This is a genomic window from Reichenbachiella versicolor, assembly GCF_003171675.1.
GTDB classification, from domain to species: Bacteria; Bacteroidota; Bacteroidia; order Cytophagales; family Cyclobacteriaceae; genus Reichenbachiella; species Reichenbachiella versicolor.
On record NZ_QFZQ01000005.1, the window covers coordinates 483,101 to 508,580 of the forward strand.

The following is a 25,480-nucleotide window of genomic DNA, read 5'->3' on the forward strand; positions in this document are numbered from 1 at the left end:
CCTAATTTTGTTGTTTTATCAGGCTATGTTTTGAGTTCGGGGAATTTCATTAATTTTAATGGCTCATATATTATGATTCTAATGACACACCCAAATTACCCATACTTGTTATTGCGAACTGCATTTTCGTTCATGACTTGCGATGGACACATTGATAAGAGCGAAGTTCTGAAGATCAAGGACATGGACAAAGCCAATAAGCTTTTCGGTGATATTGATATTACCAAAGAGCTGGAAACCATGCTTGAGAAAATTAATCTAAAAGGCATGGACTTTTTGAAAGACTATTTTCGAAGAGTCAATAAGGCTGAACTTTCTGTTGACGAAGAATTAGATTTAATTCAAGTAGCTGTGGATATAATCTATGCCGATGATGAAGTAAAAAGTGAGGAAGTAAGATTTCTGAGAGTTTTAAGAACTATGCTAAAGGTATCGGATGAAAAGATCATATCAAGATACCCCCAATTAGCCAAAGACTTTATGTGGGATGATGAATTCACTGAAGAATATGTAAAAGTCTTGTATAGTAACTATTTCAAAAATCAGTCTCTTCCTGAATTTGACGTATCAGATGTGCATGACATTTCAGAAGATTCAAACCTTGGGGATATAGCTGAGTAATATTTAGAGAAAGATTGTATCCGAAAAATATAAGATGTTACAAACGCCAGATAAGCTCTGGCGTTTGTTTTTTAAACACCTACAATTACACACACTCCAACACTAAATACAATTATCAACTACCTTATTCCCTAGACACTATCAAATGATTAACTTTAACTCACAATTCCTCTGCAACTAGGCTCATAGCCAAAAAAAATCACCATGGAAGAACTCGTTAATCACGTCACAAAAAAAGTAGAAGAGAATAAAAGTCAAAGAAGAGCAGATAAATCGAAGGCCTATCAGTTAGGAATTGATCTATATGAGAGCACTAAAGATTATATAAATAGTCTTCAAGCTAATGCCGACTTTTCTGACAAAAAGGTTATTAACACATGTGATAACTTGGCAAAAGAGATACTTCAATGTGCAGTTGATTATTTCAAAACAACCTACCGTACTTCAAATGATGCAAGGGACAAATCTTTGAAACTTATCAGATATGCTGCACATATACCTTCATCCACATCTACGAAACATAGAATAGATGACAATGTACAAGGTATAGAAGACTGGACATTTAATAGCATGGCTGATGAAGATGAGCAAAGTATTTACAACTTTGACAAGATACGGTTACAAACAGCCTTTTCCTTTATGACTTGTGATGGTAACATAGACCAAAACGAAGTGGCATTAATAAAAGGAATGGCTAACGACAAGAAATTTTTTGGAGATATTGATATTGACACTGAATTAGACTTTTTGGTTGAGATAATCAATCAAAAAGGAATTGGATATCTAAAAGATTATTTCAAAGTTCTCAAGAATGCAACCATTGATAAAGATCAGGAGATTCAGTTGATCGAAATTGCCATCAATATTCTTAATGCTGATGGTTTTTTGGACTACAATGAAACTAAATTCTTTAGAATATTTCGAACACTGCTAGAAGTGTCAGATGAAGAAATGAAGGCAGCCCTACCCAATATCCCGGAAGATTTTCTAGAAGATGATATCTTCACTAATTCTTACTTAGAGACTCTCTTTGATGATTATTTCGAAAATATTGAAATGCCTGTCTTCGATAAACTAGAAGTTCAAACCGACGCTGATTTTATTAGTCCCACAATATATAGTAGAGATAAGTAGTCGAGTGTTTGAGCAATTTCAAGCTACACCTATTGTAGAAATCAAAGATGATCTTCTCGACTCAAAAGATATACAACTTTGGATAAAAAGGGATGACATCATCCATCCAGAGATTTCAGGTAACAAATGGAGAAAACTCAAATACAACCTTATTGATGCGCAGAAAGAAGGTTATCAAAACATCTTAACCTTTGGTGGTGCATACTCAAATCATATTGCTGCAACTGCAGCTGCATGCAAGCGATATGGGTTCAAATCCATCGGTATCATTCGCGGAGATGAACTCAGCGAAAGCTCAAACCAAACGTTGTCAAAAGCTCATAACAATGGAATGGAGCTTCGATTTGTAACAAGATCAGGTTACCGAAAACGTATCGATAATTTATGGCTAAGAGAACTAGCCTCTGAATTTCAAGCATTCATCATTCCCGAAGGAGGAAGCAATGTATCAGCAACTAAAGGAGTTGCTGAATTAGTAACCGAAATAGAAATTGATTTCGATTATATATGTAGTGCGGTTGGCACAGGAGGTACTATTGCTGGAATATCCAATGAACTGAAACCTTACCAAACAGCACTGGGTTTTGCTGCACTAAAAGGAGAAGATTATCTTAAAAAGGAAATAGCCTTTTTAACTAGTTCAAAGCAATGGAAGCTAATTAATAATTATCACTTTGGTGGATATGCCAAACTCGATAATCAACTTATTCATTTTATTCAAAACTTCTACACTAAGCATCAAGTACCCTTGGATCATATCTATACTGGAAAAATGCTCTTTGGGCTTTTTAACATGATACAAAAAGACCAATTCCCTAAGGGAACAAGAATCATTGCGGTTCATACTGGTGGCTTACAAGGAAGCAACTTTTACAAACAAGCTTAGCTTAATAAAAACAAAAGCCTCCAGTTACAATTCCATTGCGACTGAAGGCTTTCATCGTATAAAGTCACATTTATTGACTTATCCTTCCTTCTTTACCTCATCAAATTCAGATTCATAAAGTGACCTTGGGAAGAAGTTGTTCTCTGGGTTGACATCAGCAGTTTCTTCCAGTGGGTCAATCTGAACTCCCACGACTTTCTTATCCTTAATAAAGACCTTAGTAAACTCCTGTTCGTTCATTCTCCATACTTCAGCAGGAAGTTTTTCAGTTTCTTCAGTTCCATCTTCATATGTCCATTTGATAATTACTGGCATTACTAGACCTCCTTGATTGCTAAACTTCACTTCATAAAACTGCTTATTTTCATGATTCATCATGATTTTCTTGTCATCAATCACGTTCATAAATTCACCATAATATTTCTTATCAGTGTCTTTTACTGAAAAAGTTTTTGGTTCATCATTGATTTGTGTGGTCATACTTTCAGTTTCTCCACCTGACTTTTTGATTTTGCGACTTCTCTTAGCTTTATTTTCTAGTTCCTCTGGTTCAGGGATTCCCATTTGGAACCAAGTTACTTTATCTACTGAGATATCAACATTGTCTGTAGTATAGAACCACCCTTTCCAAAACCAATCTAAATCGATCGCTGAAGCATCTTCCATAGTTCTGAAAAAATCTGCCGGTGTAGGATGTTTAAATGCCCATCTGGTAGCGTATTCCTTAAACGCATAGTCGAATAATTCAGGCCCCATTACAGTCTGACGAAGAATATCCAATCCTGCAGCAGGCTTTCCATAAGCATTATTACCAAACTGAATAATCTGCTCCGAATTCGTCATAATAGGACGCATCATCTCTTTATCGCTCTTCATGTACTTTACAATAGTCTTAGCCGGGCCTCTTCGTACAGGCATGTCTGGATAGCACTCTCGCTCGGTAACTGACTCAACAAAAGAATTTAGTCCTTCATCCATCCAAGTCCATTGTCTTTCGTCAGAGTTGATAATCATAGGAAAGAAATTATGACCTACTTCATGGATTATAACCATAATCGTTCTCCATTTCTTAGCGTCAGTATATTTCCCGTCTGCATCAGGACGTCCCCAATTGAAACAAATCATTGGATACTCCATTCCTATAGACGCTGAATGAACCGAAATTGCCACTGGATAAGGGTAGTCAATGGTATACTTTGAATAAGTTTTCAAAGTATTAACCACAGCCTTAGTTGATTCTAGCTCCCAAAGAGGGTTTCCTTCCTTAGGGTAGAAAGACATAGCCATTGGAGTTTTATCCCCGATCTTAACAGCTTGGGCATCCCAAATAAACTTTCTAGAAGCTGCGAAAGCAAAGTCTCTTACATTTTCAGCTTTAAACTTCCATGTTTTTGACTCCTTAGATCTTGAGCTTTCATTAGCCTTAGCTTCTTCTTCTGTGATAATGAAAAAAGGTTTTTCAAATGATTTACGCGCTTTTTTCATTCTGTCCATTTGCTTCATAGTAAGAACATCAGTCTCATTCTGCAAAGAACCTGTCGCCGCCACTACAAAATCAGCTGGTACTGTCAGGTCAACTTCAAAATCACCAAACTCAAGGGTAAACTCACCATTTCCAAGAAACTGCTTGTTTTGCCATCCTTCTACATTATCATATACAGCCATTCTAGGATAGAACTGAGCAATCGTGTAGAGATAATTTTCATCTTCTGGAAAATACTCGTACCCTGAACGACCTCTCATATTCATTCTATCCTGTACGTTGTATTTCCATTTGATATTAAAAGACACTTCCCCTTGCGGAACAAGCGGTTCTGGCAAGTCAATTCTCATCATCGTTCCATTGATTAAATTTGGAAGATCCTTACCTTCTGAATCCGTAACAGAAGTGATTTTAAAACCGCCATCGAAATCAAAGTCACGACCCAAAGCTTGAAGTTGCTTGCCCGACAACTCTTTTTTCATCTGAGAAACTCTATTGAGTCCATCACTATCTATCTGAACTGCCTCAGAGTTTTGGTCTCTTATGTTTTGATCCAGTTGTACCCATAAATACTTAAGATCATCTGGAGAATAATTGTAATAAGTGATAGTCTCTTCTCCCTCAATGGATTGTGTTTCATCCTTAAGAGTAACCGCTATTTTGTAGTCAGCTCTTTGCTGCCAATAGTCTTTCCCTGGCGCACCAGAAGCAGTTCTATAAGTATTTGGAGTAGGTAGATCCGTACCTAACTGTTCAAACTTTTGATTCCATTCTCCCTGCGAGAATACACTCAAAGGTGCCAATACTGCAATTAAAATTATTAATCTTCTAATCATATTATATCTGTTCAAAACCATACGTCCAATAATAAGGTAATAGACACGCCTCCTACTGCTGAAGACACTGCCAATACCCAATCTGGTTTATTAAGTAATTTAAATCTCTCTACTATAAAAACTATTCCAAAGAACCCAAATACAATGAACACTTGTCCAAGTTCAAGCCCTACATTAAATGCCAAAAGTTGATTAACTATAGAAATATCACTTCCGAGTAGACTTTTCAAATAATTTGAAAAACCCATACCATGAATAAACCCAAACACAAGCGCTAGAGTGTAATTCAATTGCAAGTTTGATTGATTTTGCTGTTTATTCCGAAAATGGATATTAGATAATGCTGTCAATAAAATAGTAATCGGTATTAGTGTCTCAACAAGTGCTGCGTTAATCTTAATGACGTCAAGTACTACCATCGCTAGTGTTACTGAATGACCAGTTGTGAACGCTGTAACCAATATCAAAACTCTCTTCCATTCTGATAATCTAAACGCGGCACATAATGCTACCACAAATAGAACATGATCATACGCCTTTATATCTAAAATGTGATCTCGTCCAAGATCAAAAAACAACCAAAAGTCAGACATTAATGTAGATTTAAGCTAATAAATGAAAGGGATATTTATTTTTGGCTAAATTCTTGACGGCAAACATACCATAATATAATCAGCATGCATACAACCTTTTTAACAGCCTTTCTTATGCTATTTGGCTGGAATCATAGCTATCACCTGTCAGTCTGCGAAATTAATCACATCCAACAAGAAAAAGCTATTCAAATTTCGCTTAAAGTTTTCGCCGACGATCTCGAAGAGGTTTTGCTTAATTCCTCACCGAATCTACCAATTGACATTCTTAATTCATCTGATGATGTTGGAATAAAGCGGTTAATTATCAATTATGTAAACAAGAACTTATCTGTCAAAGTCAATGGCAAATATATTGAGTTAGTTCATATTGGTAATCGACTTAAAGAGGATGTAATGGTAATTTACCTAGAGGGTACGGGCATCAATAAGGTTAAAGAAATAGAGGTAACTAATAGTGTTTTTGTATCCTCATTTAATGATCAAGTAAATATTGTTCATGTCAAAAAAGATGGTAACACAAAATCCTTAAAACTAGACAAGAATAACATTAGTGAGACCATAAAATATGAATAGCACAGTACTATAGACAATTGGACTTTCGACTGAAATGATTATTTAAATCTCTTGTTCGATTCAGTCTTAGCCTTGTTAAATAACCGAACAATAATCCAATAAAACACAACTGTTTAATTGTTAGTTTTCAAAAACAGTTGAACAACAACAAGTTTTAAATTTGAAAGATCTGATTTCAACTTATAATTCAAGATGAATTATTGATATGAAAAAATCGAAACGGGTTCCATTTTCTGCCATCATGTTTTAAAATCCAAAAACCATCCACAAAAAATCGAGCCTCGAAAACCTGCCTATCAAAATAATCTTTGGCTTCAAAAAACTTGGGCTTCTTGAGATCTCTGAAAGCAATAGTCACATGAGGTTGAAAACCTCTCGACTTGTAATCAGCATTAACAAGTTTTAGTTCCTTTCGAATATGCTTAGAAAGCTCAGTAAAGAGACTCCTAAGCACAGGATTTTCAATCACATCAATAAAAACTACTCTTGGTTCAAAAAAATCAAAGTTTTTTAGTTGGATTTCAAATGAGCTCCCTGAAAAATGAAACTCTGTTAGTTTTTCTAATAATGGCCCTTCTCTATCTGATCGCCATTTGAAAGGCATATGTAAAGTGATATGCGGTGGTGAATTTAAAGCTGCTTTGGACTGAAAATGATCAGCTACAAAACGCTTTTGCCACATTAGTTCCTCATATAATGGGGCCTCTGGAACGATAGCAATAAAATAAAGGCCTTTATCAGACATCTGTCAAAGATACGTCTAACCCCTCCGAACAATTTTTACAAATGTCAATCTTAGAACGCGAAGTCAGAATAGCCTTTCTAAACGTTTGATATCTGTTCGAATACCAAATTTCCTCTAAGGATTGTTTTTTCAAATCCCCCATTACATGTTCAGCATCTTTATCAAAACAACAAGGTACAACTTTACCATCCCAAGTAATTACACAGCTTTGCCACATTTTCCAGCATTGATTATCCAAAGGGTTTTTCAAGGAATATTTACCTTCTGAATTTCGGAAATAGCGCGAGTATTTTTGATTTTCGGGGATAAGCCGCGAACCAATTTCAAAATCATAAACCTGAGCCGATTTGAATTGAATTTCATCAACTCCAATCTCTTTTGCCAACAGCTTCGCATCTTCAATTTGATGTTCATTTGGTCGAACTACCAGGAATTGAAAAATGAGATAAGGAATTTTCGATTTTAATCTCTGCTTCCACTTCACGATATTCCGTGTACCTTCTAGCACTTTTTCAAGTTTACCACCTACTCGATACTGCTGGTAAGTATCTTCACTAGTGCCATCTATTGAAATAATCAATCGATCCAACCCTGATTTCACAGTAGCCTCAGCTTTTTCATCATTTAAATAATGAGCATTAGTACTAGTGGCAGTATATATTCCTCTTCGCCCAGCATAATTAACCATATTCAAGAAGTCTGGATGCAGGTAAGGTTCTCCTTGAAAATAGAATGTTAAATACCACAAATGACTCTTCATTTGATCAATCTGACTCTTGAAAAAGTCTACATTTAACATACCTGTGGCTCTAGTAAACGATCTTAAACCACTCGGGCATTCAGGACATCTAAGGTTACATGAAGTGGTAGGTTCAAAAGCTATACTAATAGGAAGAGCAGGATCTTGATAATAACCATTTTTAGAACGGTAATAACTTCTTAACGTGCGTAAACTACTCTTTCCCTTGAGAAGGGTTAATTTGGAAATTAAGTTGATATGATCGTGAAAAGACAATTCGGGTCGTTAACTTGGTGCGCTTATTTGCGTGTCTTTAGACTCGTACTGTAGACTGTTTCACACAAACCATGACATCCAAATGCGCAATATACTAGGTGCCATTTTTCTATTTACAATATTAGTCAATTCGATTCCATCTCAAGCTGTCGAATATATTACTCTGTCCGATAGCGTCGAAGTTTCTTTATTGACTATGGGGCCAGGACAGGAAGAACTCTATTCTGCTTTTGGACATAGTGCATTAAGATTCAAAGACCCTATGCGTCGTGTAGATGTGGTATTTAACTACGGCGTTTTCCATTTTAATCAACCCAACTTTTACCTCAATTTTACTCGAGGCAAACTGTATTATGAGCTGGGTGTGAAACAATATAAAAGGTCAGTCAGATATTATTATAAACATAATCGTACTATCACAGAACAAGTTCTCAACTTGACACAAGAAGAAAAACAACAACTGTTTGTCATGTTAATGGTTAATTCTGAACCAGAAAATAAAAACTACTATTACAACTATTGTTATGATAACTGCTCCACTCGAATACGAGATATGATAGAAAAGCTACTGGGTAGTCAAATTAACTATGATTATTCCTATGCCAATGATTCTCTATCCTATCGAGATTTGATGGATATGTATTTGGGTCAGCAACCTTGGGGTGATGTAGGTATTGATTTCTGTTTGGGAAGTGAAATCGATCGGCTAGCTGATGGTGAAGCATACATGTATATGCCAGAATACCTTATGAAAGCTTTCGACGGTGCCTCTATTTCACGAGGCGACTCTACAGTCAGCTTTGTAAAAGAAACTCGAATTCTGAATAAAGAAGCTCCTATGCCTGATGCCTCGAGCCCAATTAAACCTTTACACTTTAGTATCGCTTTGTTTGCTATTATAGGACTAGCTACACATCGCGGTTTGAAATATGGCACCCGATATAAAATTCTTGACTATATTCTTTTTGGTTCTACTGGTTTATTAAGTGTTGCACTTCTACTACTATGGGTAGCTACAGATCATCTTTCTCAGTGGAATCTAAATATTCTTTGGTGCACACCATTGAATATGGTAGTCGTCTACTTCTTAGCAACTAATAAATTTCCGCATATCCTAAAGTACTATTTCATAGTATACGTAGCGACTTTAACAAGCATTATAATATTTCGAGAGACTATCCCTCAAGAACTTCATATTTCCTTTATCCCTATAGTGCTTGGGTTGATTCTTAGGTCAAGTTATTGGATTTATCAATTGGGAAATAAAACAGAAAATAATTAACTCTACGATCAGAAAAGCAATTGACCAACTTTGTTTTATATCAAAGCAACTTGGGAGTATTTTTCAACAAAATCCATAACCTTAAGAACCATATTTCGACTACCCAAAATAATTGGAGTACGCTGATGCAATTCTGTTGGCTTAATGTCTAGAATTCGATTTACTCCATCTGTAGCCATACCACCAGCTTGTTCAATGATATAAGCCAATGGGTTACATTCATAACTTAGTCGAATCTTACCTTTCGGATTATTGTGATAACTCGGATAAATGTATATGCCTCCGGCTAACAAGTTTCTATGAAAATCTGAGACCATAGAACCTATATACCTCGAAGTATAAGGCCTTTTAGTAGGCTCATCTTCTTCTTGACAATATTTAATATATTTTTTTATTCCCTCTGGGAATTTTTGGTAATTTCCTTCGTTGACAGAATATATATGTCCGTCTTCTGGAACCTTGATATCAGGATGGGACAAACAAAACTCCCCAATTGAAGGATCATATGTAAAGCCATTCACTCCTCTTCCAGTAGTAAAGACCAACATAGTACTAGACCCATAAACAATATATCCAGCAGCTACTTGATTTTTCCCAGCCTGTAAACAATCCTCCAATTGTCCAGCACCAGACTCTGATGTCCTCCTATATATACTGAAGATAGTGCCTATTGACACGTTGTACTCAATATTTGATGAACCATCCAATGGATCGAATAAAACCACATACTTAGCACCTTTAGAAATATTATGCTCCACAGGAATATATGAATCATTTTCCTCGGAGGCTACTACACAGCATTCATCTCCAGACGTCAAAGCATTGATCAACTGTTCATCAGCAAAAACATCAAGTTTCTTTTGGTCCTCGCCTTGAATATTTGTGTTCCCATTATATCCAAAGATATTAGCTAAGCCAGCTTTATTGACTTCACGGTTTATAACCTTAGCAGCAATTCCTATATCCCTCAACAATCTAGAAAGTTCGCCTTTGGCGTATGGAAAATCTTTCTGTCTTTCAATGATAAATTGCCCTAATGTCTTCATATTCTGTAGGTAAATTGGTTTCCGTTAACGAACACGAATCTAAAATAAGAAAATACTTGGAAACGGAGAGCACTGAATTGAACAAAGAATCAAAATTTAGATTAATTAATTGAAAGACTAATCTGATTCTATAGAAACAAAACCATTCACAGAAATTTAAAGAAGTACTGAACCAAAACTAATTTTACACGAAATTTAACAGAGAATAAAGAATCTATTATTTCTTGAATACTCGCTTGAAATGTTCAAAAACAAAATAGATTTGCGCAACAACAATTCAAGATGATTGCAACGGAACACATCGATAAGACAAACGAGTCTTTATTCTCCAGCATGGCTGATACTAATCATGAACAAATCGTATTTTGTCATGATGAACCTACAGGGTTAAAAGCCATCATTGCCATTCACAATACAGTATTAGGTCCATCAATGGGAGGGACCCGAATGTGGCATTACACTAATGAACAGGACGCAATTACCGACGCCCTTCGACTTTCGCGAGGAATGACATTAAAAAACTCTATCGCAGGTATCAATGCCGGCGGTGGTAAAGCTGTTATTATAGGTGACGCTTCTCAAATCAAAAATGAAACACTGATGCGTCGATTCGGTCAATTTGTCAATTCGCTCAATGGTAAGTACTATACTGCCGAGGATGTCAATATGACAACTCGTGACATGGAATATGTTCACATGGAAACGCCATATGTCACAGGGTTGCCTGAGTCTATGGGAGGAGCCGGTGACCCTTCTCCATATACGGCATTTGGAGTATACATGGGAATGAAAGCAGCTGCAAAAAAAGCTTATGGCAGCGACAGTCTTACTGGTAAAAGAATTTTAGTACAAGGAGCAGGAAATGTAGGCGGATATTTAGTTGATCTATTAGCTAAAGAAGCGGCCGTAGTTATGATTTCAGATATCTTTGAGAATAAGGCCTCTTCTATTGCACAAAAACACAATCTAGAAATAATACCTCCTGACAAGGTTTATAAAACACCTACAGAAATTTATTCCCCATGTGCTCTTGGTGCTACTATTAATGATGAAATGCTTCATTTAATGGATTGTGACATTATAGCAGGTGCAGCTAATAATCAACTTCATGATGAAATTCACCATGATCAAGAAGTATCTAAAAAAGGTATCTTGTACGCTCCTGACTTTCTAATCAATGGAGGCGGTATTACTAATGTATACTACGAATACGAAGGCAATCACAACAAAGAAAGAGTACTAGCACAAGTAGAAAAAATATACGATACAACCTTAAAGGTTTTCAAAACTTGTGAAGACGAAAATACGACTCCACAAGCTGCAGCGATTCACTTAGCAGAAAAGCGAATCAAGGATATTGGAAACCTGAAACTAAGAAATTAACAATATTAACTAGTTTAGAGTACTATGCTCAACCGACGTTCATTAAGGATTAAAGGCATGCAAGCCTTATTTGCCTACCAAACCAACAAAGTGGCTGAATACAATATCCACAAAAAGAAAGCTCAAGACCAATTCTTGCCAGACCTAGATTCTATGGAGGAGCAGGATAAGGAAGCACTGGCTCTAGATCGAGACACTACAGCTAAAGTGTTTGATATCATTCATGATAAAGGTATAGAAGCTGTACCTGAGGATACGAAAGAGGAAATCATCAAAGAAGCCAAGTTTTTCTTATCAAAATGGGAGGATAAAGCCCAAGAAATGATTCTACCGGTTAAAAAGAAGATGGTTAATGATTTACAGTCTATTTATGACGAGTATATCAAGTTACTGGTATTGATAATTTCTGTAGAAAATGAGATCGGAAGACAAAAACGCAAACGTAATATTACACATAACAACTTTGCTAAAAGTGGTATCATCAAGGCTCTAAAAAACTTTGAAGAACTGGAAGTAGAGCGTGTAAAAAAGAACATTTCATGGGATGACACGTTAATCAACACTTGGTACAAGGAAATCTTGAAAAATGAAGAGTTCTTTCAAGAATACGACGACTTGAACAATCCAAAAATTGAAGATGACATAGAGTTCGCTTTGACTTTCTATAAGCAGTTCATTTTCAAGAATGAGGACATCAACAATTATTTTGAGTCTGATGATCTCAATTGGGCAGAAGACAAAACGATCTTGAGAAGTATGGTCTTAAAGACTATAAAATCAATAGAGAACGAAAATTCCACACCTCTACTTATGGAATTGTCAAAAAACTGGGAAGAGGACTTAGAATTTTTAAAAGAGCTTTTTGATTTGGCTTTGGAACATGAAGATGAATATCTAGATAGAATCCAATCCAAATCAAAAAACTGGGAAATTGAACGCGTAGCTATCACTGATCGTATATTGTTGGAAATGGCTATAGCTGAAATGACTCACTTTCCGTCTATACCTGTCAAAGTAACCATTAATGAATATATTGAACTTTCAAAGCAATACAGTACACCGAAAAGTAAACAGTTTGTGAATGGTCTACTCGACGTACTTTCTGTAGATTTACAAAAAGAAGGGGCGATAAAGAAGAGCGGACGAGGACTTCTAGACAATAAATAAAATGAGTAAAAATTCGAATTCACTTTTAGCGTTTTTGACGGGAGCAGCAACAGGTGCTGTCATGGGTATCTTATACGCACCTGACAAAGGTGAAAATACTAGAGATAGATTGTCTTTCTTACTTGATAAGTACAGAAAGAAACTTGACGAAGTTTTGGATGAGTTCATGGAAGGCAAAGAACAATTATCCGAAAACAGTAACGAAGCCAAAGAAGAAGGGCAAAAGATCGTTAACGATGCTAAAGAAAAGGCAGAAAAGCTACTAGACGATGTCAATGGTTTGCTTGATCAAATCAAAGCGGACTAATTTCTTTCCGTTCTATATAATATTCAAAATTTTATTTCATTGGGACTTTTCTATTTTTACATCCCATAATTCAACGTTTTCAAAACATAAACATGAGAAATTTTAAGTTTATCGCTATAGTTGCCGTGTTAGCAACAGTAGCATTTGGATGCTCAAACAAAGCACAAGAAAAGAAAATAGCTGATCTAGAAGAGCAAGTTGCTCAGTTAAAAAGCAATACTTCATCTACCGTTAAAGCAGCTACTCCAGAACCAGAAGTAAAACCTGAAGGTCCACTTCCATCTTTTAAGTTCGAAGAAGAACTACATGATTTCGGAACCATCAATGAAGGAGATATAGCTGAACACGTTTTCACTTTTGTAAACGACGGAGAAGCTCCATTAATAATCTCTAATGCTAAAGGATCATGTGGATGTACTGTTCCAGAATGGCCAAAAGAGCCTATCGGTGTAGGTGAAAAAGGGCAGTTGAAAGTTAAATTTAACAGTAAGAAAAAGCCTGGTGCTCAAAGTAAAACAGTAACAATTACTGCTAATACATACCCTAGCCAGACTAAGATAAAGATCAAGGCACAAGTGACTCCAGCTCCTAAAGAGGAGGAAGCTATTTAAATCATAATAATGTTACAATTCATTTTATTACAAGCAGCAGGTTCTGAGAATGGTTATTCAAGTTTCATAATGCTTGGGGTGATGGGAGTAGTATTCTACTTTTTCTTCATCAGGCCTCAACAGAAAAAACAAAAAGATCAGAAGAACTACGCTGAAGAGATTAAAAAAGGTCAATTAGTGGTGACTCTTGGTGGAATTCATGGAAAAGTAGCCGAAGTCAATGACACTACAGTGACTTTGGATATAGACAGAGGAACTAAAATCGTACTTGAAAAAAGTTCTATTTCTATGGAATTGTCTAAAAAAGCAAATGAAAGTTGATACACTCAAAGCCATTAGCTAATGAGTATATTTAGGTTTTTATCACCTGGTATCAAGGAAAATTGGAAGGTAGTCATGCTCTCAGCAGTAGGAGCGGCTACCTTCTGGTTTTTTAATGCCATGAATAAAGACTATGAAACCAGTCTTAATTACCCTCTCGATTATGATTTTGTCAGAGATAGTGTGGTAATTATTACTCCCTTACCTGAGTATATCAAAATCGATGTAGCAAGTGGTGGATGGAATTTGATTCGTCGAACATTAAGAATAAATGCAGCTCCGATTCTTATTCCACTTGAAAACCCAAGTGCTATTAAATTCCTAACCAGATCAAGTCTGACTCCAATCGTCAAAGAACAACTCAGCGGTCTTGATGTCACGTTTGTAGTTACAGACACTTTGTATTTCAATATTGAGGAAAAGGTTATCAAAAAACTCCCGGTGATAGTTGATAGCTTGACTATTCCGCTACGAAACAACTATCGAATTACCTCTCCTATCAAAGTCTATAATGACTCTGTAACATTAACTGGTCCAAAGTCTATAATGTCTAAAATCGAGAACAATGTAGAAATTGCTTTTGCAGACAAGGAAATAGACAGCGACTTTGAAGAAGACCTTAAATATAGAATCGACCCTTTAATTAAAGCTAGACCTTCTCGAACGACTATTGAATTTGATGTCCGAAACTTCGTCCTAAAGGAAGTTGATGTACCTATAGAGTTCTTAAATTTCCCTAGAGACTCTTCAGTTATTGCAACTCAAAAAAATATTCGAGTTTATTATACCATAGACGAAGATCATGAAAATGAAGTTGATAAAAATGACTTCAGTATCACTCTCGATTATAGTATGTTAAATTCACGAGACTCAACTATTGCTCCTATCTTAATGTACTCTCCAGAGAAAGCTTTAGACATTGTCCTAAATGTGGATAAAGTAGCTATTGAAAGGCAACGATGAAAAAAGTAGGACTAACCGGTGGAATAGGTTCTGGAAAATCTACAATAGCCAAGGTGTTCAACTTACTCGGCATACCGATTTATTATGCTGATGATCGTGCCAAGTTACTTATGAATAGTAGCTTAGAGATAAAACACGCTATTATTTCAGCTTTTGGAGTAGAATCATATATCGATGAAGAACTGAACCGAACTCATTTAGCACAGCAAATATTTAATAGTGAAGATAATATCCGTATAATTAATAGTATCGTTCACCCTGTAGTCAAAGAAGACTTCAATCAATGGGCTAATAGTCAAAGAGCTCCGTATGTACTTCAAGAGGCAGCACTACTCGTCGATAATGGATCATATAAAAATTTTAATAGTTTGATTTCAATATCGGTTTCAGAAAAAGCTAGAAAAGATAGAACTATAAAACGTGACACGTTTCGATCAGAGGAACAGGTTCAACAAATCATTGATAAACAAGTAAGTGAAGAAGCCCGAGTTTCAGTTGCTGACTACGTTATCTACAATGAAGATTCAAATCTAATAATTCCTCAGGTACTACAGATTCATGAAAAACTGATAAAGTAATTATCCTATTAAGATATCGTTATTGTAACGATTGGTGTCGAATGCTTTGCACTGAGATATTTTATACAAGAATATCAATCATTTTTATTTTGTTAGAGCCTCATAAATAGAAATAGTTATGCATTTCAACTCTTTTAATGTTAGAACATTAAGTACAATCCTTATCCTATTTTGCTGTGCTGTGCTGAATCCAATATTAGCTCAAAACAGTAAAGATATGGATCCTAAATTGACTGAAATCTGGGATCCGGAAGTGCCAGTTGTCAATCCAGGGCACAAGTATGGAGATGCTCCTTCAGATGCCATCGTTCTTTTTGATGGGACTAACTTAGATGAGTGGAAAAGTGGTCCTGGCGACGCTACATGGCCTATAGCGAATGATTTCATGACTGTAGTGGATAAAAATTCGGTAGCTAAAGGGCAAGCTGGAATTAGTACAAAAAGGAAATTTGGATCAGTTCAGCTTCACTTGGAGTGGAGAACACCACCAGCAGTAGGAAATGGCCAAAAAAGAGGGAATAGTGGAGTATTCTTTTCAGATGGCAGATACGAAGTACAAATATTAGATAACTACAACAACCGCACTTACAAAAACGGTCAAGCAGCCAGTATTTACAAACAAAGTCCACCGCTAGTAAATGCTTGTAGAAAACCAGAAGAATGGCAATCCTATGACATTATCTATATGGCTCCTTCCTTCAATAAAGATGGCTCTTACCTTGTTCCTCCGACGATTACAGTATTACACAATGGCGTTCTAGTACAAAATGCTTTCAAACTGAGAGGCCCAACCAAATTCAGAGGTATCCCTGAGTATTTTGTAAAACCACATGGTGACGGTTCTATTCATTTACAAAATCATGGAAACCCTGTCAGCTACAGAAATATTTGGGTAAGAGAATTATAAAGAAAAGTGAAGTTCATTACTTCATAGACTCAGAAATAATTTCTGCTAAGTCTTTTACTACGACTTCTCCCTCTTTCTCCTTGTTCTTCACACCATCGGATAACATAGTCATGCAGAATGGGCATCCAGAAGCAATCACTTTTGCTCCGGTATCCAATGCCTCTTCTGTACGTTCTATGTTTATTTCTTTCTTCCCTTTTTCTGCGTCTTTAAACATCTGACCACCACCTGCGCCACAGCAAAGCCCATTCGTACGACATCGCTTCATTTCTACTAAATCAGCATCTAGAGATTTTAACAATTCTCTAGGGGCTTCATAGACATCATTAGCTCTTCCCAGATAGCAGGAATCGTGATAAGTAATCTTCTTTCCTTTGAACTCTCCTCCATCTACTTTAAGCATTCCTCCGTCTATTAATTGTTGAAGAAATTGGGTATGATGTATCACCTCATAGTTACCTCCAAGGTCTGGATATTCATTTTTGATTGTATTGAAACAATGAGGGCATGCGGTTACAATCTTTTTTACTTCGTAGCCATTTAGCACTTGTATATTAGCCATAGCCTGCATCTGAAAAAGGAACTCATTTCCAGCTCTACGTGCAGGATCTCCGGTACAAGCCTCTTCTTGACCTAAGACTGCAAAATCTATGTTGAGAGATAATAGAATCTCACTAAAAGCAACCGTCACTCTCTTATATCTGTCATCAAATGAACCAGCGCATCCAACCCAAAATAATATCTCAGGTGATTTTCCTTGTGCGGCTAGCTCAGCCATTGTTGGTACTGCTCTCATCATTTTAGTCTTTTTGTTTAACATCATCTGCCCAATTAAATCTATCAGTCGGGGCAAATTTCCAAGGTGCAAAATTGGTTTCTATGTTGGCGAACATGGCATTCCACGAAGCTGGAGAACCTGATTCTTCCATTGCTACATATCGTTTCATCTCAAGTATGATACTCAACGGATCAATGTTTACTGGACAGGCTTCTGTACAAGCATTACAACTGGTACAGGCATTGATCTCTTCATTGGTAATATAATCTCCAAGCAAAGACTTTTCTCGTCCCTGCCCTTTACCTATTTCTTCTATTCTATCTCTGGTGTCCATCACCACTTTTCGAGGCGATAATAGTTTTCCTGTTTGGTTAGCTGGACACTCAGCTGTACACCTTCCACATTCTGTACATGAATAGGCTTCCATTAGACTCTTCCAAGAAAGATCCGTTGCGTCCTTAGCTCCGAAGCGCCCTACTTCTTCTGGAGCAGCTCCATTTTCTGCTGGCATTCCTAGCATTAATTTAACCTCATTGGTCACGCTATCCATATTGGCAATTTTGCCTTTTGATTCAAGATTAGAATAATAGGTGTTTGGAAACGCTAGAAATATATGAAGATGCTTAGAGTACGTGACATAGACAGCAAACGCTAATATTCCTACTATATGGAACCACCATGCACCTCGCTCTATTGTTATCAAAAGCGTACTTGAGAAATTTTGATAAATAGGTATGAGTACGTTTGATATGTATAATGTACCAGTCTCATAATAACCTTCAACTCCTCTAGACTGTAACACTTGGTCCGCGGCATTCATTTTTAGAATAACCACCATGAGCACAATCTCAATGATCAAAATAAGATTACCATCCATCGCAGGCCAACCTTTCATTTCGGGCTTAGTGAATCGCTCTACTTTCAGAACATTTCTTCGGATCAAGAAAATTATACAGGAAATCAACACTCCGAGAGCAAGGATCTCAAAGAAGTTCATTGCGACATTGTAGAAATCTCCAAGATATGGAGCAAAAAACCTATGCTCACCTGTCAATCCATCAATTACAAATTCAAGTACCTCTAGATTAATAACCAAAAACCCGACATATATCAAGAGATGAAGAAATGCAGGAATAGGCTTCTTAAACATCTTCTTTTGACCAAAGGCAATGAGTATCATAGACTTGAGTCTTTCAGAAGACTTGTCACTACGATCAAGAGGCTTACCCATCAGAATATTGCGCCTAATTTCTTTTATTCTTTTGGTCAAAAAATAGCCTGCAGTGATTACTATCACCAAAAATACTAATTGGGAGAGTCCTATCATTTTCTTTAAATTTTATTCAAAATATTCACTCATCCTTTTGGACGGTAAATATTAATTTCTACTTTTGTGCCGCGTTAACGGGGTGATGTAGCTCAGTTGGTAGAGCATAGGACTGAAAATCCTTGTGTCGGTGGTTCGAGCCCACTCATCACCACTCCAAAAACGGAAAGGACTTCGATTTCGGAGTCCTTTTTTTATGGCCTATTTCTAAATGTAAAAAAGAAAACTCTGAAATTTAGTATGCGTGCATACTAAATTTCAGAGTTTGTATCTATTTGACATCAATACAAATAGCGAACACTTTATAAGGCCTTCATTTTCTTCTAATTCTCTTACTTATCAATACCTCCCCATTGGCTTTTATGTTAGTTATATCTTCATTAACTACATCATCTAAAATCACAGGTTCTCTTGCATCATGGTTTACAGTTGTAATCGATATGTTTTGAAGGGTTAAGCCATCAATATGCCTTGCATAAATTCCATAGGATGGTAATGGGCCTACCAGTCTGAATTCAGGCCAATGTTTTTTTACTACGTCCAACGAATATTCTTTTAAGTCCTTCTTTTGAGCTAACTCTTCCGATCCACCTCCAGCAGTCAAAAATTTTACATCTTTAATGGTTATATCTTCAATCTTGTGATCTGGCATACCTGTCAGGAAAAAACAAGAATTTTCATCTCCTTGGGTATTGTCTACTATGATATTGCTAAAAATCATCGAGTGCATACGTTTGAGTGGCTCATAGATACCTTCTGGGTAATTCATAGCTGCTCGCTGACTAGAAAATGTCATAAATATTGGACGTGGAACATTTTCCATCACCAAGTTGGTGAAAGTCATATTCCTCATCTCTCCTCCTTCACATTGCTGGATCTTAAGTCCTGAATCTTTGATATTCTTAAAGGTGCAGTTCGTCACTGTAACTGATTCAATATTTCCTCTAGATAGTAACCCGATTCTCATGCCTCCCCATTTTGTACTGAAGATACAATTGGACACTACGACATCTTTACATGGCTTATCTGGAAGAGATGATTGAAGACAGATACTATCGTCACTGTTATCAAAGTTGCAATTTGTTACTCTCACATTAGTGCAGCCGTCAAAGTCTAATCCATCTCCATTCTTATTAGCTCGACTATAGATAGTCACACCGCTGACACTGATATCATCACAGTATAGCCATGCCGAAGTCCAAGCTGCTGGATTTAGCAGCTTTATATTATTGAGGTGGAGTCTTTTGCAATCTTTAAATCTTAATAGCATCGGACGGCCGTGCTTAAATGCTGCTCCCATACCATCTATGACTCCATAACCTTCGATGGCTACGGATTCAGCATTTTCAGCATAAATCAATACTCGATCCATATGTGTTTCTCGTTTATACATTATGTGATGAGTATCGGTCGTATAATCGTCAAAGTCAGTACTACCTTGTAGAACTGTTCCATTATCTACATGTAATGTGACAAAGCTTTTCAAATAAATAGTCCCTGTAACATACCGGCCTCCTCCTGACACTAATACTGTTCCTCCTCCATTGGTGGTACAATCATCTATTGCTTTTTGAATCGCCTTTGTATTTATGGTTTTACCATCATTGATTGCGCCATAGGTAGCAATATCATATACTTTGCTAAATGAAGTCTGAATAATCCCTACTAATAGAACACATATTAAAATTGCTGTCTGAAGCTTAGAACTCATGGATTTTATGTTTGAATGCTGTATTGGTTATTTCTCAAGCAATATAAAATCGCAAAAACGTAAAAAAGGGTCAATGATTCTTACAAGATCATTGCCCCCCTTTATTGAATCAAAAAATTCTTTAATTAGTTGTCATCGTTCTTAATTTCTTCTAACTGACGAATCATTTGCTCTGCAATGTGTGGATATTTATCTATTACATTCATTTGTTCTGTAGGGTCTTGGTCTATTGCATAGAGCTGATATGGCTTTTGGAATGGTTTTCCTTTTGGGTTTTGCCTACCTCCTGAACCATCACTTGCTATCAATTTCCATTCTCCTTCTCTAAGCGAAAATGTACCATTAACCGAATGGTGTATCAATGGAGGCCTAGCATCATTATTATACCCTAATAACTCACGATAAAAACTATAGCTATCTTCTCCTTCATCATTTTCCAACTTCACCCCTACGATCTGAGCCAAAGTTGCCAATACGTCATTGGTGGCTATTAACTGATTAGAGGTAGTGAGAGGTTCGATCTTGCTTGGCCATTTAACGATAAATGGAACGCGATGACCTCCTTCATATATATCTGCTTTAGTACCCCGCCATACATAGTTGGCTCTGTGTTGATCTTGAGCAAATCCTTGTATCCAAGGCTTAGATTCATGACTAGGCTCTCCTGCTTCATATTCATACATGTAAGATCCATTGTCACTTGTGTATATAACTAGAGTGTTTTCTTCAATTCCAGTCTCTTTTAGAGTTTGGATTACTTTCCCTACTGTCCAGTCGACTTGCATTACCATATCTCCATATGGTCCCAGGCCTGACTTTCCTATGAATCGTTCAGCTGGCAAGGCTGGTTTATGAGGGCCAGTTAATGGGAAATACAAGAAGAAAGGGTTTTCGGACTGGGCTTGTTTACTAATGTACGTAATAGCTCGTTCTGTGAAGTTATCCATTGCGGTTTGATGGTTAAAATCGGTAGCTGTTTCCCCTGATCTGATGTAGGCTGGAAAGTTAACTTTAGGACATAAGCTATCTGGCACCATCGTAGCCATTCCATTTTCAAAATAAACATATGGCCCCATGTCTAGCGAACCACCTATAATGTAGGAATAATCAAACCCAATCGTATTTGGACCATTTTGAACTGACTTTGTATAATCCAACTCTTCGATATTTGAGATATAGTTTAGGCTATTCGCTTTGGCTGGGACCTGTTGTGTCCAAGGTAAGTCCTGACCGAGATGCCATTTACCTATGACGGCAGTATTATAACCTTTTGACTTCAGTAAAGAGGCTATGGTCATAGTACTAGACTCTATTAAATGGTCAGAGTATCCAGAGAGTACTCCTCTTTTGAGTCTGGTTCGCCAAGCATACCTACCTGTCAATAGGCCATACCTGGTTGGTGTACATACTGCCGAATTAGTATGGGCATCGGTAAACATCATTCCTTCTTCACAAAGTTGATTGAGGTTTGGAGTTGAGATTTTTGATTCTTTGTTATAGTACTGAATATCTCCGTAGCCCATGTCATCGGCTAGAATTACGATTACGTTGGGAGTCTCTACTTGTACATCCTTATTTTGATTACATGATGTCAGTGAGATGGTTGACAGCAGTAGCAGATAAATAGTCTTTTTCATCATTTGAAATTATAGGTATGGTTGGCAATATCGTGATTTTCGAGTTAACTCATTTTTCTATAGGGCTTTATGCTCTTTGAGCTAGATTGGCATTATTTGAATTCGAGATCAGTATACAGTTTTTTGACTCTCTTATTCAATAGGTATGAATGAAGCTACCTGTCGCAGTCGATTACTATCATGTAATTAAAATATCACTTCCGTGTGTCACTACATATAAAAGCATCTCCTAGATTTGTCATCTATAAAATGACTTCAAACATTAAAAAATATTCCTTTAAAGAAGGGCTACCGCACGAGTTTGAAATAATTGATCTCTCAAAGCTATTTGTAAGTTCTTCGGATATGCTCACTAAAGTTCATCGAGCTGGCTTTTACCATATTCTTTGGTTTGAAAAAGGGGTTCATAAACATACTATCGATTTTAGTGAGTGTACTATCCACGAAAACACCTTGCTTTTCGTCTACAAGGATGCTGTTCAGCAGTTCCACCAATATGAAGAGGTAAAAGGAAAGGCAATGATATTCACAGATGATTTTTTCTGTAAAAATGAAGAGGAAACCAGTTTCCTGAAAAGTTGCACCTTGTTCAATGACTTGAAAAGTGTTTCACATTTCCATGTTGAAGAATCTGCTGAAGTTTTCAGACAAATCGCAGGGCTGATGGAGCATGAATTTTCTCTTCCAAAAGATGAGCATCAATCTGAGATCTTAAGAAACCTACTTCATAATTTCCTTCTTCAAGCAGAAAGAATCAATTTAAAGCAGAGTTTACAGGCTGTAAAGAAGGGGACAGATCGCGATGCGGTAGTTGAATTTAAACACCTACTGGAAGAGATGTTTAGAACCGAAAAACAGGTAAGTCATTATGCAGATCAGATGGCTATTACGGTTAAAAAACTGAATCAATCTACGTCGAAAACTGTGGGGAAAACTCCTAAACAAATGATTGATGATCGGGTGATGCTAGAAGCTAAGCGACTGTTAGTTTACACACATGAGAGCGTAAAAGAAATAGGGTATAGTATAGGCTTTGATGAACCGACCAACTTTGTCAAATACTTTAAGAAACATCAAGGGTGTACGCCTCTGGAATTTAGAGAAAGCTAATTCAATTCAATTACATGCTTAGGCGTCATTTTTTTAATCCTTTGACTTGAACCAATTCTCCAGTGTACAACATGATATTGAGCGAGTAGGCTCCTTTAGGCAGTATTCCTAGATCAAGTTCTGCCTTTGAGTTACTGTCCCAGTACTTAACAGATCTCTTGGCTCCTTCTTCATCCTCTGCGTACATGGATTGTATGGTAGCATAGGGTATTTGAAGAATTACTGAAGAGTTTTTAACGCTTGAAATATCCTGTGGAGAATCAAAACTATTTTCTCCGTGTAATGCTACATTCATTACGTTTTCGGAAGCAGACAGTGTACGGACAATTAAACTTCCTCCGACTTTGACATTATTAATCTCGCTAGATTCTTGGATCTTGTCATCAGGGTCGAGCTTTGTTATTATGTTATAAGCACCGTCTGGTATTTTGTTAGGAATAGTCACCGAAGCGTTGAGACAGCCCGTAGAGCTATTTCTTTTCAAGTTTGAATTAGTCTTAAAACGCCCTATTGAATAATCTTCTATGCCTAGATTAGTATCTGCTGATAAGAAGAATTCGACTTCTGGACTGATCGCTTTTTCATCTCCTATGTTGCTAAAAAAGTACTCTATTGATTTTACTTGACCCTGCTCTACTATATTCATTGAGCTCAAAAAGGTGAAAAAACCATATTTGAGATCTGGATATCTTGGTTTCGAAAATTTATACCTGTTGGCACTAGAATTTACATTAAGGCTTACAGATTCGTCAAACTTTATACCCTGCTCTATTACCACGCTTAGAATATTGTATGATGATGTGATATTGACTGCCTCAGGTATGGTTACTGTCATTGTCTTTCCTACTTTCGATGAGGGAGTGATTATTTCTGTGAGAAAAGTAGCTCCCAAGAGCAAATCTTGTCCTTTCTGATATTCTTGATCTTCTGATAAGTATAACTCAATGATGAAATCAGATTTTTGTTGCTTGGCTTTGTTCTTCAGTATATAGGATATAGTCTGCTCAGCTCCCGATAGAAATTTTTTGCCTTTGAAAGAGATAGAATGTATTGTTAGTTCATATTTGGGAACTTCTATATCAATAGTAGAGACTGCTGCTAATCTATCAAAAAGATCCTCAGTGATAGCAGCATCTGCAAATCGAGCACATACAAATTGTGCTAAACAAAACGTTATTAATAGAATGGCTGGTTTTAGGAAATTCATTTTTTAGAATTTAGGTTACTTAAAAATAATAAAAAGAAGTTAGTCCCTTATTATCAACGCTTTAATTACTTGTCATAATTGTCGCTCTTATACTATTCAGGCCTAACGCTGAAAGAATTGATTTGGTCAAAATCTTTCTTCCTTAAAATATCGCAATCATTTTCGCCGCAATAACTTATCTTGGCGGCATCATTTGACGGAAGTAGTCAAACTTCTATTTTGTTTATATGAATTATCTAGTAAAACCTATCAGTGGCTTATTTGGCTGCATCAAACTTTTTATTTCACTCTCAAAGGGCTCCATATTTCTTGATTGGATTCGGATATACGTACTGAAAAATGAGTTATTCCACTCAAAATTCAGTTCTACCAGTATAAGAGTGAGTTCTACCGACTTAAGAATGATCTATTCCATGTTAGGAATGAGTTCTACGGCTCTACTAATGAGTTATTCCATGAAAAAATGAGTTATTCCGCCTCAGGAATGAGTTATTCCGCTCAATGAATGAATTATTCCAGGAATATGCTGTCTGAGGCTCTCCTACGTTATCCCTAACGATTTTTATTCAAATAAATTTTCAACCAGAAACAGTTTTAAAATATGAAAAACAACACAATCGATGCTAAAATCCTTAATGCTGACGTGGCTATTCAAAATGCTAGTCAAAATGAACGTATTAAAGAGGCATTGGCGCTCTATGGATACGGAGAAACTAAAATATTGGCTATGAAAGCCTTACTTGATCATGTCAAAATCAAACAGGCGAACCAGAAGAAGGAGTATGGTGATCAATATGATGCTACGGATGCATTAGATACTGCCAGACAGGCTGCTAATGCTATTTACAACCGTCATTTGAAAATCGCTCGAATCGCTCTTAAAGATCACAGGGGGGCTTGGGAATCTCTTCAGCTAAAAGGGCGTCGTAAATCTACTTACTCTGGATGGCTGGAGCAGGTTAGTATTTTCTATCAAAACATCTCTCAGGATGAAGGGATAGCTACTACTCTATTGGAGTTTGGTATTACAGCTGATGCTATCAGTGATATGATTGCTAAGGTGAAAGATATAGAGGTCAAGACTGGTATTCAGAAGCATGAAATGGGGGAGGCTCAAGAGGCTACTGTTCTTCGTGACCAAGCGCTTGAAGAACTTCTTGACAAGATGAGCGACTTCATTGGTATAGCGAAGATTGCTTTGGAAGAAGATCCTCAGCTTCTTGAGGCTTTGGGTATCGTACAGCGTGCGGACTAAT

Annotated in this window: 25 protein-coding genes and 1 tRNA gene; 16 read left to right on the forward strand and 10 right to left on the reverse strand. The window is 36.7% G+C overall.

Annotation, left to right across the window (positions count from 1 at the left end; genetic code table 11):
* Nucleotides 1–81: 81 nt before the first annotated feature.
* The 3 genes from DKG80_RS12550 (at nucleotide 82) to DKG80_RS12560 (ending at nucleotide 2,641) form a co-directional block, all read left to right on the forward strand.
* The gene (locus DKG80_RS12550) at nucleotides 82–621 is read left to right on the forward strand and encodes a TerB family tellurite resistance protein (protein ID WP_162555858.1); all 540 of its coding nucleotides are present in this window, start codon (nucleotides 82–84) and stop codon (nucleotides 619–621) included.
* Between the two features lie 204 nt (nucleotides 622–825).
* Nucleotides 826–1,755 carry a TerB family tellurite resistance protein gene (locus DKG80_RS12555; protein ID WP_109831690.1) on the forward strand — a complete coding sequence of 310 codons (930 nt, stop codon included), beginning with the start codon at nucleotides 826–828 and terminating at the stop codon, nucleotides 1,753–1,755.
* A 4-nt stretch (nucleotides 1,756–1,759) separates the two neighbouring features.
* Entirely contained in the window at nucleotides 1,760–2,641 is an 882-nt protein-coding gene (locus tag DKG80_RS12560) for a 1-aminocyclopropane-1-carboxylate deaminase/D-cysteine desulfhydrase (protein WP_109831691.1), read from the forward strand.
* Nucleotides 2,642–2,719: 78 nt separating this feature from the next.
* Here the strand turns inward: DKG80_RS12560 and DKG80_RS12565 are convergent, their stop codons facing one another.
* Together DKG80_RS12565 and DKG80_RS12570 are read right to left on the reverse strand one after the other, a co-directional pair.
* Nucleotides 2,720–4,960 carry a M1 family metallopeptidase gene (locus DKG80_RS12565; protein WP_221409121.1) on the reverse strand — a complete coding sequence of 747 codons (2,241 nt, stop codon included), beginning with the start codon at nucleotides 4,958–4,960 and terminating at the stop codon, nucleotides 2,720–2,722.
* A gap of 11 nt (nucleotides 4,961–4,971) precedes the next feature.
* Nucleotides 4,972–5,553: a HupE/UreJ family protein gene (locus tag DKG80_RS12570; RefSeq protein WP_109831692.1), complete on the reverse strand. Its 582-nt coding sequence runs from the start codon at nucleotides 5,551–5,553 to the stop codon at nucleotides 4,972–4,974.
* Nucleotides 5,554–5,637: 84 nt separating this feature from the next.
* Here DKG80_RS12570 and DKG80_RS12575 point away from each other — a divergent pair, with 84 nt between their 5' ends.
* Nucleotides 5,638–6,129, forward strand: coding sequence for a DUF6702 family protein (locus DKG80_RS12575; RefSeq protein ID WP_162555859.1), 492 nt, complete (start codon nucleotides 5,638–5,640; stop codon nucleotides 6,127–6,129).
* 187 nt (nucleotides 6,130–6,316) lie between these two features.
* Here the strand turns inward: DKG80_RS12575 and DKG80_RS12580 are convergent, their stop codons facing one another.
* Nucleotides 6,317–6,874: a 2'-5' RNA ligase family protein gene (locus tag DKG80_RS12580; RefSeq protein ID WP_109831694.1), complete on the reverse strand. Its 558-nt coding sequence runs from the start codon at nucleotides 6,872–6,874 to the stop codon at nucleotides 6,317–6,319.
* Nucleotides 6,867–7,889: an SPASM domain-containing protein gene (locus DKG80_RS12585; RefSeq protein WP_109831695.1), complete on the reverse strand. Its 1,023-nt coding sequence runs from the start codon at nucleotides 7,887–7,889 to the stop codon at nucleotides 6,867–6,869. Before DKG80_RS12585 ends, DKG80_RS12580 begins: the two co-directional genes overlap by 8 nt.
* Before the next feature lie 82 nt (nucleotides 7,890–7,971).
* Between DKG80_RS12585 and DKG80_RS12590 the strand changes: the two genes are divergently transcribed.
* Nucleotides 7,972–9,171: a lipoprotein N-acyltransferase Lnb domain-containing protein gene (locus DKG80_RS12590; RefSeq protein ID WP_109831696.1), complete on the forward strand. Its 1,200-nt coding sequence runs from the start codon at nucleotides 7,972–7,974 to the stop codon at nucleotides 9,169–9,171.
* A 35-nt stretch (nucleotides 9,172–9,206) separates the two neighbouring features.
* Here DKG80_RS12590 and fbp read toward each other — a convergent pair whose 3' ends face one another.
* Complete coding sequence (fbp, locus tag DKG80_RS12595; protein WP_109831697.1) at nucleotides 9,207–10,217, reverse strand: class 1 fructose-bisphosphatase; 1,011 nt, start codon at nucleotides 10,215–10,217, stop codon at nucleotides 9,207–9,209.
* A gap of 282 nt (nucleotides 10,218–10,499) precedes the next feature.
* Here fbp and DKG80_RS12600 point away from each other — a divergent pair, with 282 nt between their 5' ends.
* The 8 genes from DKG80_RS12600 to DKG80_RS12635 all read left to right on the forward strand — a co-directional run bounded on the left by DKG80_RS12600 (nucleotide 10,500) and on the right by DKG80_RS12635 (nucleotide 16,454).
* Nucleotides 10,500–11,600: a Glu/Leu/Phe/Val dehydrogenase dimerization domain-containing protein gene (locus DKG80_RS12600; protein WP_109831698.1), complete on the forward strand. Its 1,101-nt coding sequence runs from the start codon at nucleotides 10,500–10,502 to the stop codon at nucleotides 11,598–11,600.
* Nucleotides 11,601–11,657: 57 nt separating this feature from the next.
* A complete protein-coding gene (nusB, locus tag DKG80_RS12605) occupies nucleotides 11,658–12,767 on the forward strand; it encodes a transcription antitermination factor NusB (RefSeq protein ID WP_162555860.1) in 1,110 nt (369 codons plus the stop codon).
* A gap of 1 nt (nucleotide 12,768) precedes the next feature.
* Complete coding sequence (locus DKG80_RS12610) at nucleotides 12,769–13,074, forward strand: YtxH domain-containing protein (RefSeq protein WP_109831700.1); 306 nt, start codon at nucleotides 12,769–12,771, stop codon at nucleotides 13,072–13,074.
* 92 nt (nucleotides 13,075–13,166) lie between these two features.
* Nucleotides 13,167–13,685 (forward strand): DUF1573 domain-containing protein, encoded by a 519-nt coding sequence (locus DKG80_RS12615; RefSeq protein ID WP_109831701.1) that lies wholly within the window; start codon nucleotides 13,167–13,169, stop codon nucleotides 13,683–13,685.
* Nucleotides 13,686–13,694: 9 nt separating this feature from the next.
* A complete protein-coding gene (gene yajC, locus DKG80_RS12620) occupies nucleotides 13,695–14,006 on the forward strand; it encodes a preprotein translocase subunit YajC (protein WP_109831702.1) in 312 nt (103 codons plus the stop codon).
* Nucleotides 14,007–14,027: 21 nt separating this feature from the next.
* A complete protein-coding gene (locus DKG80_RS12625; RefSeq protein ID WP_109831703.1) occupies nucleotides 14,028–14,969 on the forward strand; it encodes a YbbR-like domain-containing protein in 942 nt (313 codons plus the stop codon).
* The gene (gene coaE / locus DKG80_RS12630; RefSeq protein ID WP_109831704.1) at nucleotides 14,966–15,547 is read left to right on the forward strand and encodes a dephospho-CoA kinase; all 582 of its coding nucleotides are present in this window, start codon (nucleotides 14,966–14,968) and stop codon (nucleotides 15,545–15,547) included. The genes DKG80_RS12625 and coaE overlap by 4 nt, the downstream gene beginning before the upstream one ends.
* 217 nt (nucleotides 15,548–15,764) lie before the next feature.
* Nucleotides 15,765–16,454, forward strand: a complete 690-nt coding sequence (locus tag DKG80_RS12635; RefSeq protein WP_245907006.1) for a 3-keto-disaccharide hydrolase — start codon at nucleotides 15,765–15,767, stop codon at nucleotides 16,452–16,454.
* A gap of 16 nt (nucleotides 16,455–16,470) precedes the next feature.
* Here DKG80_RS12635 and DKG80_RS12640 read toward each other — a convergent pair whose 3' ends face one another.
* A complete protein-coding gene (locus DKG80_RS12640; RefSeq protein WP_245907007.1) occupies nucleotides 16,471–17,253 on the reverse strand; it encodes a (Fe-S)-binding protein in 783 nt (260 codons plus the stop codon).
* Between the two features lies 1 nt (nucleotide 17,254).
* On the reverse strand, nucleotides 17,255–18,559 hold the full coding sequence (locus DKG80_RS12645) for a (Fe-S)-binding protein (protein WP_109831706.1): 1,305 nt from the start codon (nucleotides 18,557–18,559) through the stop codon (nucleotides 17,255–17,257).
* A gap of 81 nt (nucleotides 18,560–18,640) precedes the next feature.
* On the opposite strand from DKG80_RS12645, the gene DKG80_RS12650 reads away from it, so the two are divergent.
* Nucleotides 18,641–18,713: transfer RNA gene (locus tag DKG80_RS12650), tRNA-Phe, on the forward strand.
* Nucleotides 18,714–18,872: 159 nt separating this feature from the next.
* Here DKG80_RS12650 and DKG80_RS12655 read toward each other — a convergent pair.
* Together DKG80_RS12655 and DKG80_RS12660 are read right to left on the reverse strand one after the other, a co-directional pair.
* On the reverse strand, nucleotides 18,873–20,270 hold the full coding sequence (locus DKG80_RS12655) for a glycoside hydrolase family 28 protein (RefSeq protein ID WP_109831707.1): 1,398 nt from the start codon (nucleotides 20,268–20,270) through the stop codon (nucleotides 18,873–18,875).
* 125 nt (nucleotides 20,271–20,395) lie between these two features.
* A complete protein-coding gene (locus tag DKG80_RS12660; RefSeq protein ID WP_109831744.1) occupies nucleotides 20,396–21,907 on the reverse strand; it encodes a sulfatase family protein in 1,512 nt (503 codons plus the stop codon).
* A gap of 204 nt (nucleotides 21,908–22,111) precedes the next feature.
* On the opposite strand from DKG80_RS12660, the gene DKG80_RS12665 reads away from it, so the two are divergent.
* Nucleotides 22,112–23,017, forward strand: a complete 906-nt coding sequence (locus tag DKG80_RS12665; protein WP_221409122.1) for a helix-turn-helix domain-containing protein — start codon at nucleotides 22,112–22,114, stop codon at nucleotides 23,015–23,017.
* 25 nt (nucleotides 23,018–23,042) lie between these two features.
* Here DKG80_RS12665 and DKG80_RS12670 read toward each other — a convergent pair whose 3' ends face one another.
* Nucleotides 23,043–24,224, reverse strand: a complete 1,182-nt coding sequence (locus DKG80_RS12670; protein ID WP_109831709.1) for a CARDB domain-containing protein — start codon at nucleotides 24,222–24,224, stop codon at nucleotides 23,043–23,045.
* 601 nt (nucleotides 24,225–24,825) lie between these two features.
* Between DKG80_RS12670 and DKG80_RS12675 the strand changes: the two genes are divergently transcribed.
* Nucleotides 24,826–25,479, forward strand: coding sequence for a hypothetical protein (locus DKG80_RS12675; protein WP_109831710.1), 654 nt, complete (start codon nucleotides 24,826–24,828; stop codon nucleotides 25,477–25,479).
* The last annotated feature ends 1 nt before the right edge of the window (nucleotide 25,480 follow it).

Excerpts from the sequence above, each read along its gene's own strand:
- DKG80_RS12655 (WP_109831707.1), bottom strand. The coding sequence starts at position 20,270 with ATGAGTTCTAAGCTTCAGACAGCAATTTTAATATGTGTTCTATTAGTA.
- nusB (WP_162555860.1), top strand. The coding sequence starts at position 11,658 with ATGCAAGCCTTATTTGCCTACCAAACCAACAAAGTGGCTGAATACAAT.
- DKG80_RS12610 (WP_109831700.1), top strand. The coding sequence starts at position 12,769 with ATGAGTAAAAATTCGAATTCACTTTTAGCGTTTTTGACGGGAGCAGCA.
- DKG80_RS12555 (WP_109831690.1), top strand. The coding sequence starts at position 826 with ATGGAAGAACTCGTTAATCACGTCACAAAAAAAGTAGAAGAGAATAAA.
- DKG80_RS12660 (WP_109831744.1), bottom strand. The coding sequence starts at position 21,907 with ATGAAAAAGACTATTTATCTGCTACTGCTGTCAACCATCTCACTGACA.
- DKG80_RS12580 (WP_109831694.1), bottom strand. The coding sequence starts at position 6,874 with ATGTCTGATAAAGGCCTTTATTTTATTGCTATCGTTCCAGAGGCCCCA.
- DKG80_RS12675 (WP_109831710.1), top strand. The coding sequence starts at position 24,826 with ATGAAAAACAACACAATCGATGCTAAAATCCTTAATGCTGACGTGGCT.
- DKG80_RS12570 (WP_109831692.1), bottom strand. The coding sequence starts at position 5,553 with ATGTCTGACTTTTGGTTGTTTTTTGATCTTGGACGAGATCACATTTTA.
- DKG80_RS12670 (WP_109831709.1), bottom strand. The coding sequence starts at position 24,224 with ATGAATTTCCTAAAACCAGCCATTCTATTAATAACGTTTTGTTTAGCA.
- DKG80_RS12575 (WP_162555859.1), top strand. The coding sequence starts at position 5,638 with ATGCATACAACCTTTTTAACAGCCTTTCTTATGCTATTTGGCTGGAAT.
- DKG80_RS12590 (WP_109831696.1), top strand. The coding sequence starts at position 7,972 with ATGCGCAATATACTAGGTGCCATTTTTCTATTTACAATATTAGTCAAT.
- coaE (WP_109831704.1), top strand. The coding sequence starts at position 14,966 with ATGAAAAAAGTAGGACTAACCGGTGGAATAGGTTCTGGAAAATCTACA.
- DKG80_RS12615 (WP_109831701.1), top strand. The coding sequence starts at position 13,167 with ATGAGAAATTTTAAGTTTATCGCTATAGTTGCCGTGTTAGCAACAGTA.
- DKG80_RS12635 (WP_245907006.1), top strand. The coding sequence starts at position 15,765 with ATGGATCCTAAATTGACTGAAATCTGGGATCCGGAAGTGCCAGTTGTC.
- yajC (WP_109831702.1), top strand. The coding sequence starts at position 13,695 with ATGTTACAATTCATTTTATTACAAGCAGCAGGTTCTGAGAATGGTTAT.
- DKG80_RS12550 (WP_162555858.1), top strand. The coding sequence starts at position 82 with ATGACACACCCAAATTACCCATACTTGTTATTGCGAACTGCATTTTCG.
- DKG80_RS12625 (WP_109831703.1), top strand. The coding sequence starts at position 14,028 with ATGAGTATATTTAGGTTTTTATCACCTGGTATCAAGGAAAATTGGAAG.
- DKG80_RS12645 (WP_109831706.1), bottom strand. The coding sequence starts at position 18,559 with ATGATAGGACTCTCCCAATTAGTATTTTTGGTGATAGTAATCACTGCA.
- DKG80_RS12600 (WP_109831698.1), top strand. The coding sequence starts at position 10,500 with ATGATTGCAACGGAACACATCGATAAGACAAACGAGTCTTTATTCTCC.
- DKG80_RS12640 (WP_245907007.1), bottom strand. The coding sequence starts at position 17,253 with ATGATGAGAGCAGTACCAACAATGGCTGAGCTAGCCGCACAAGGAAAA.
- DKG80_RS12565 (WP_221409121.1), bottom strand. The coding sequence starts at position 4,960 with ATGATTAGAAGATTAATAATTTTAATTGCAGTATTGGCACCTTTGAGT.
- fbp (WP_109831697.1), bottom strand. The coding sequence starts at position 10,217 with ATGAAGACATTAGGGCAATTTATCATTGAAAGACAGAAAGATTTTCCA.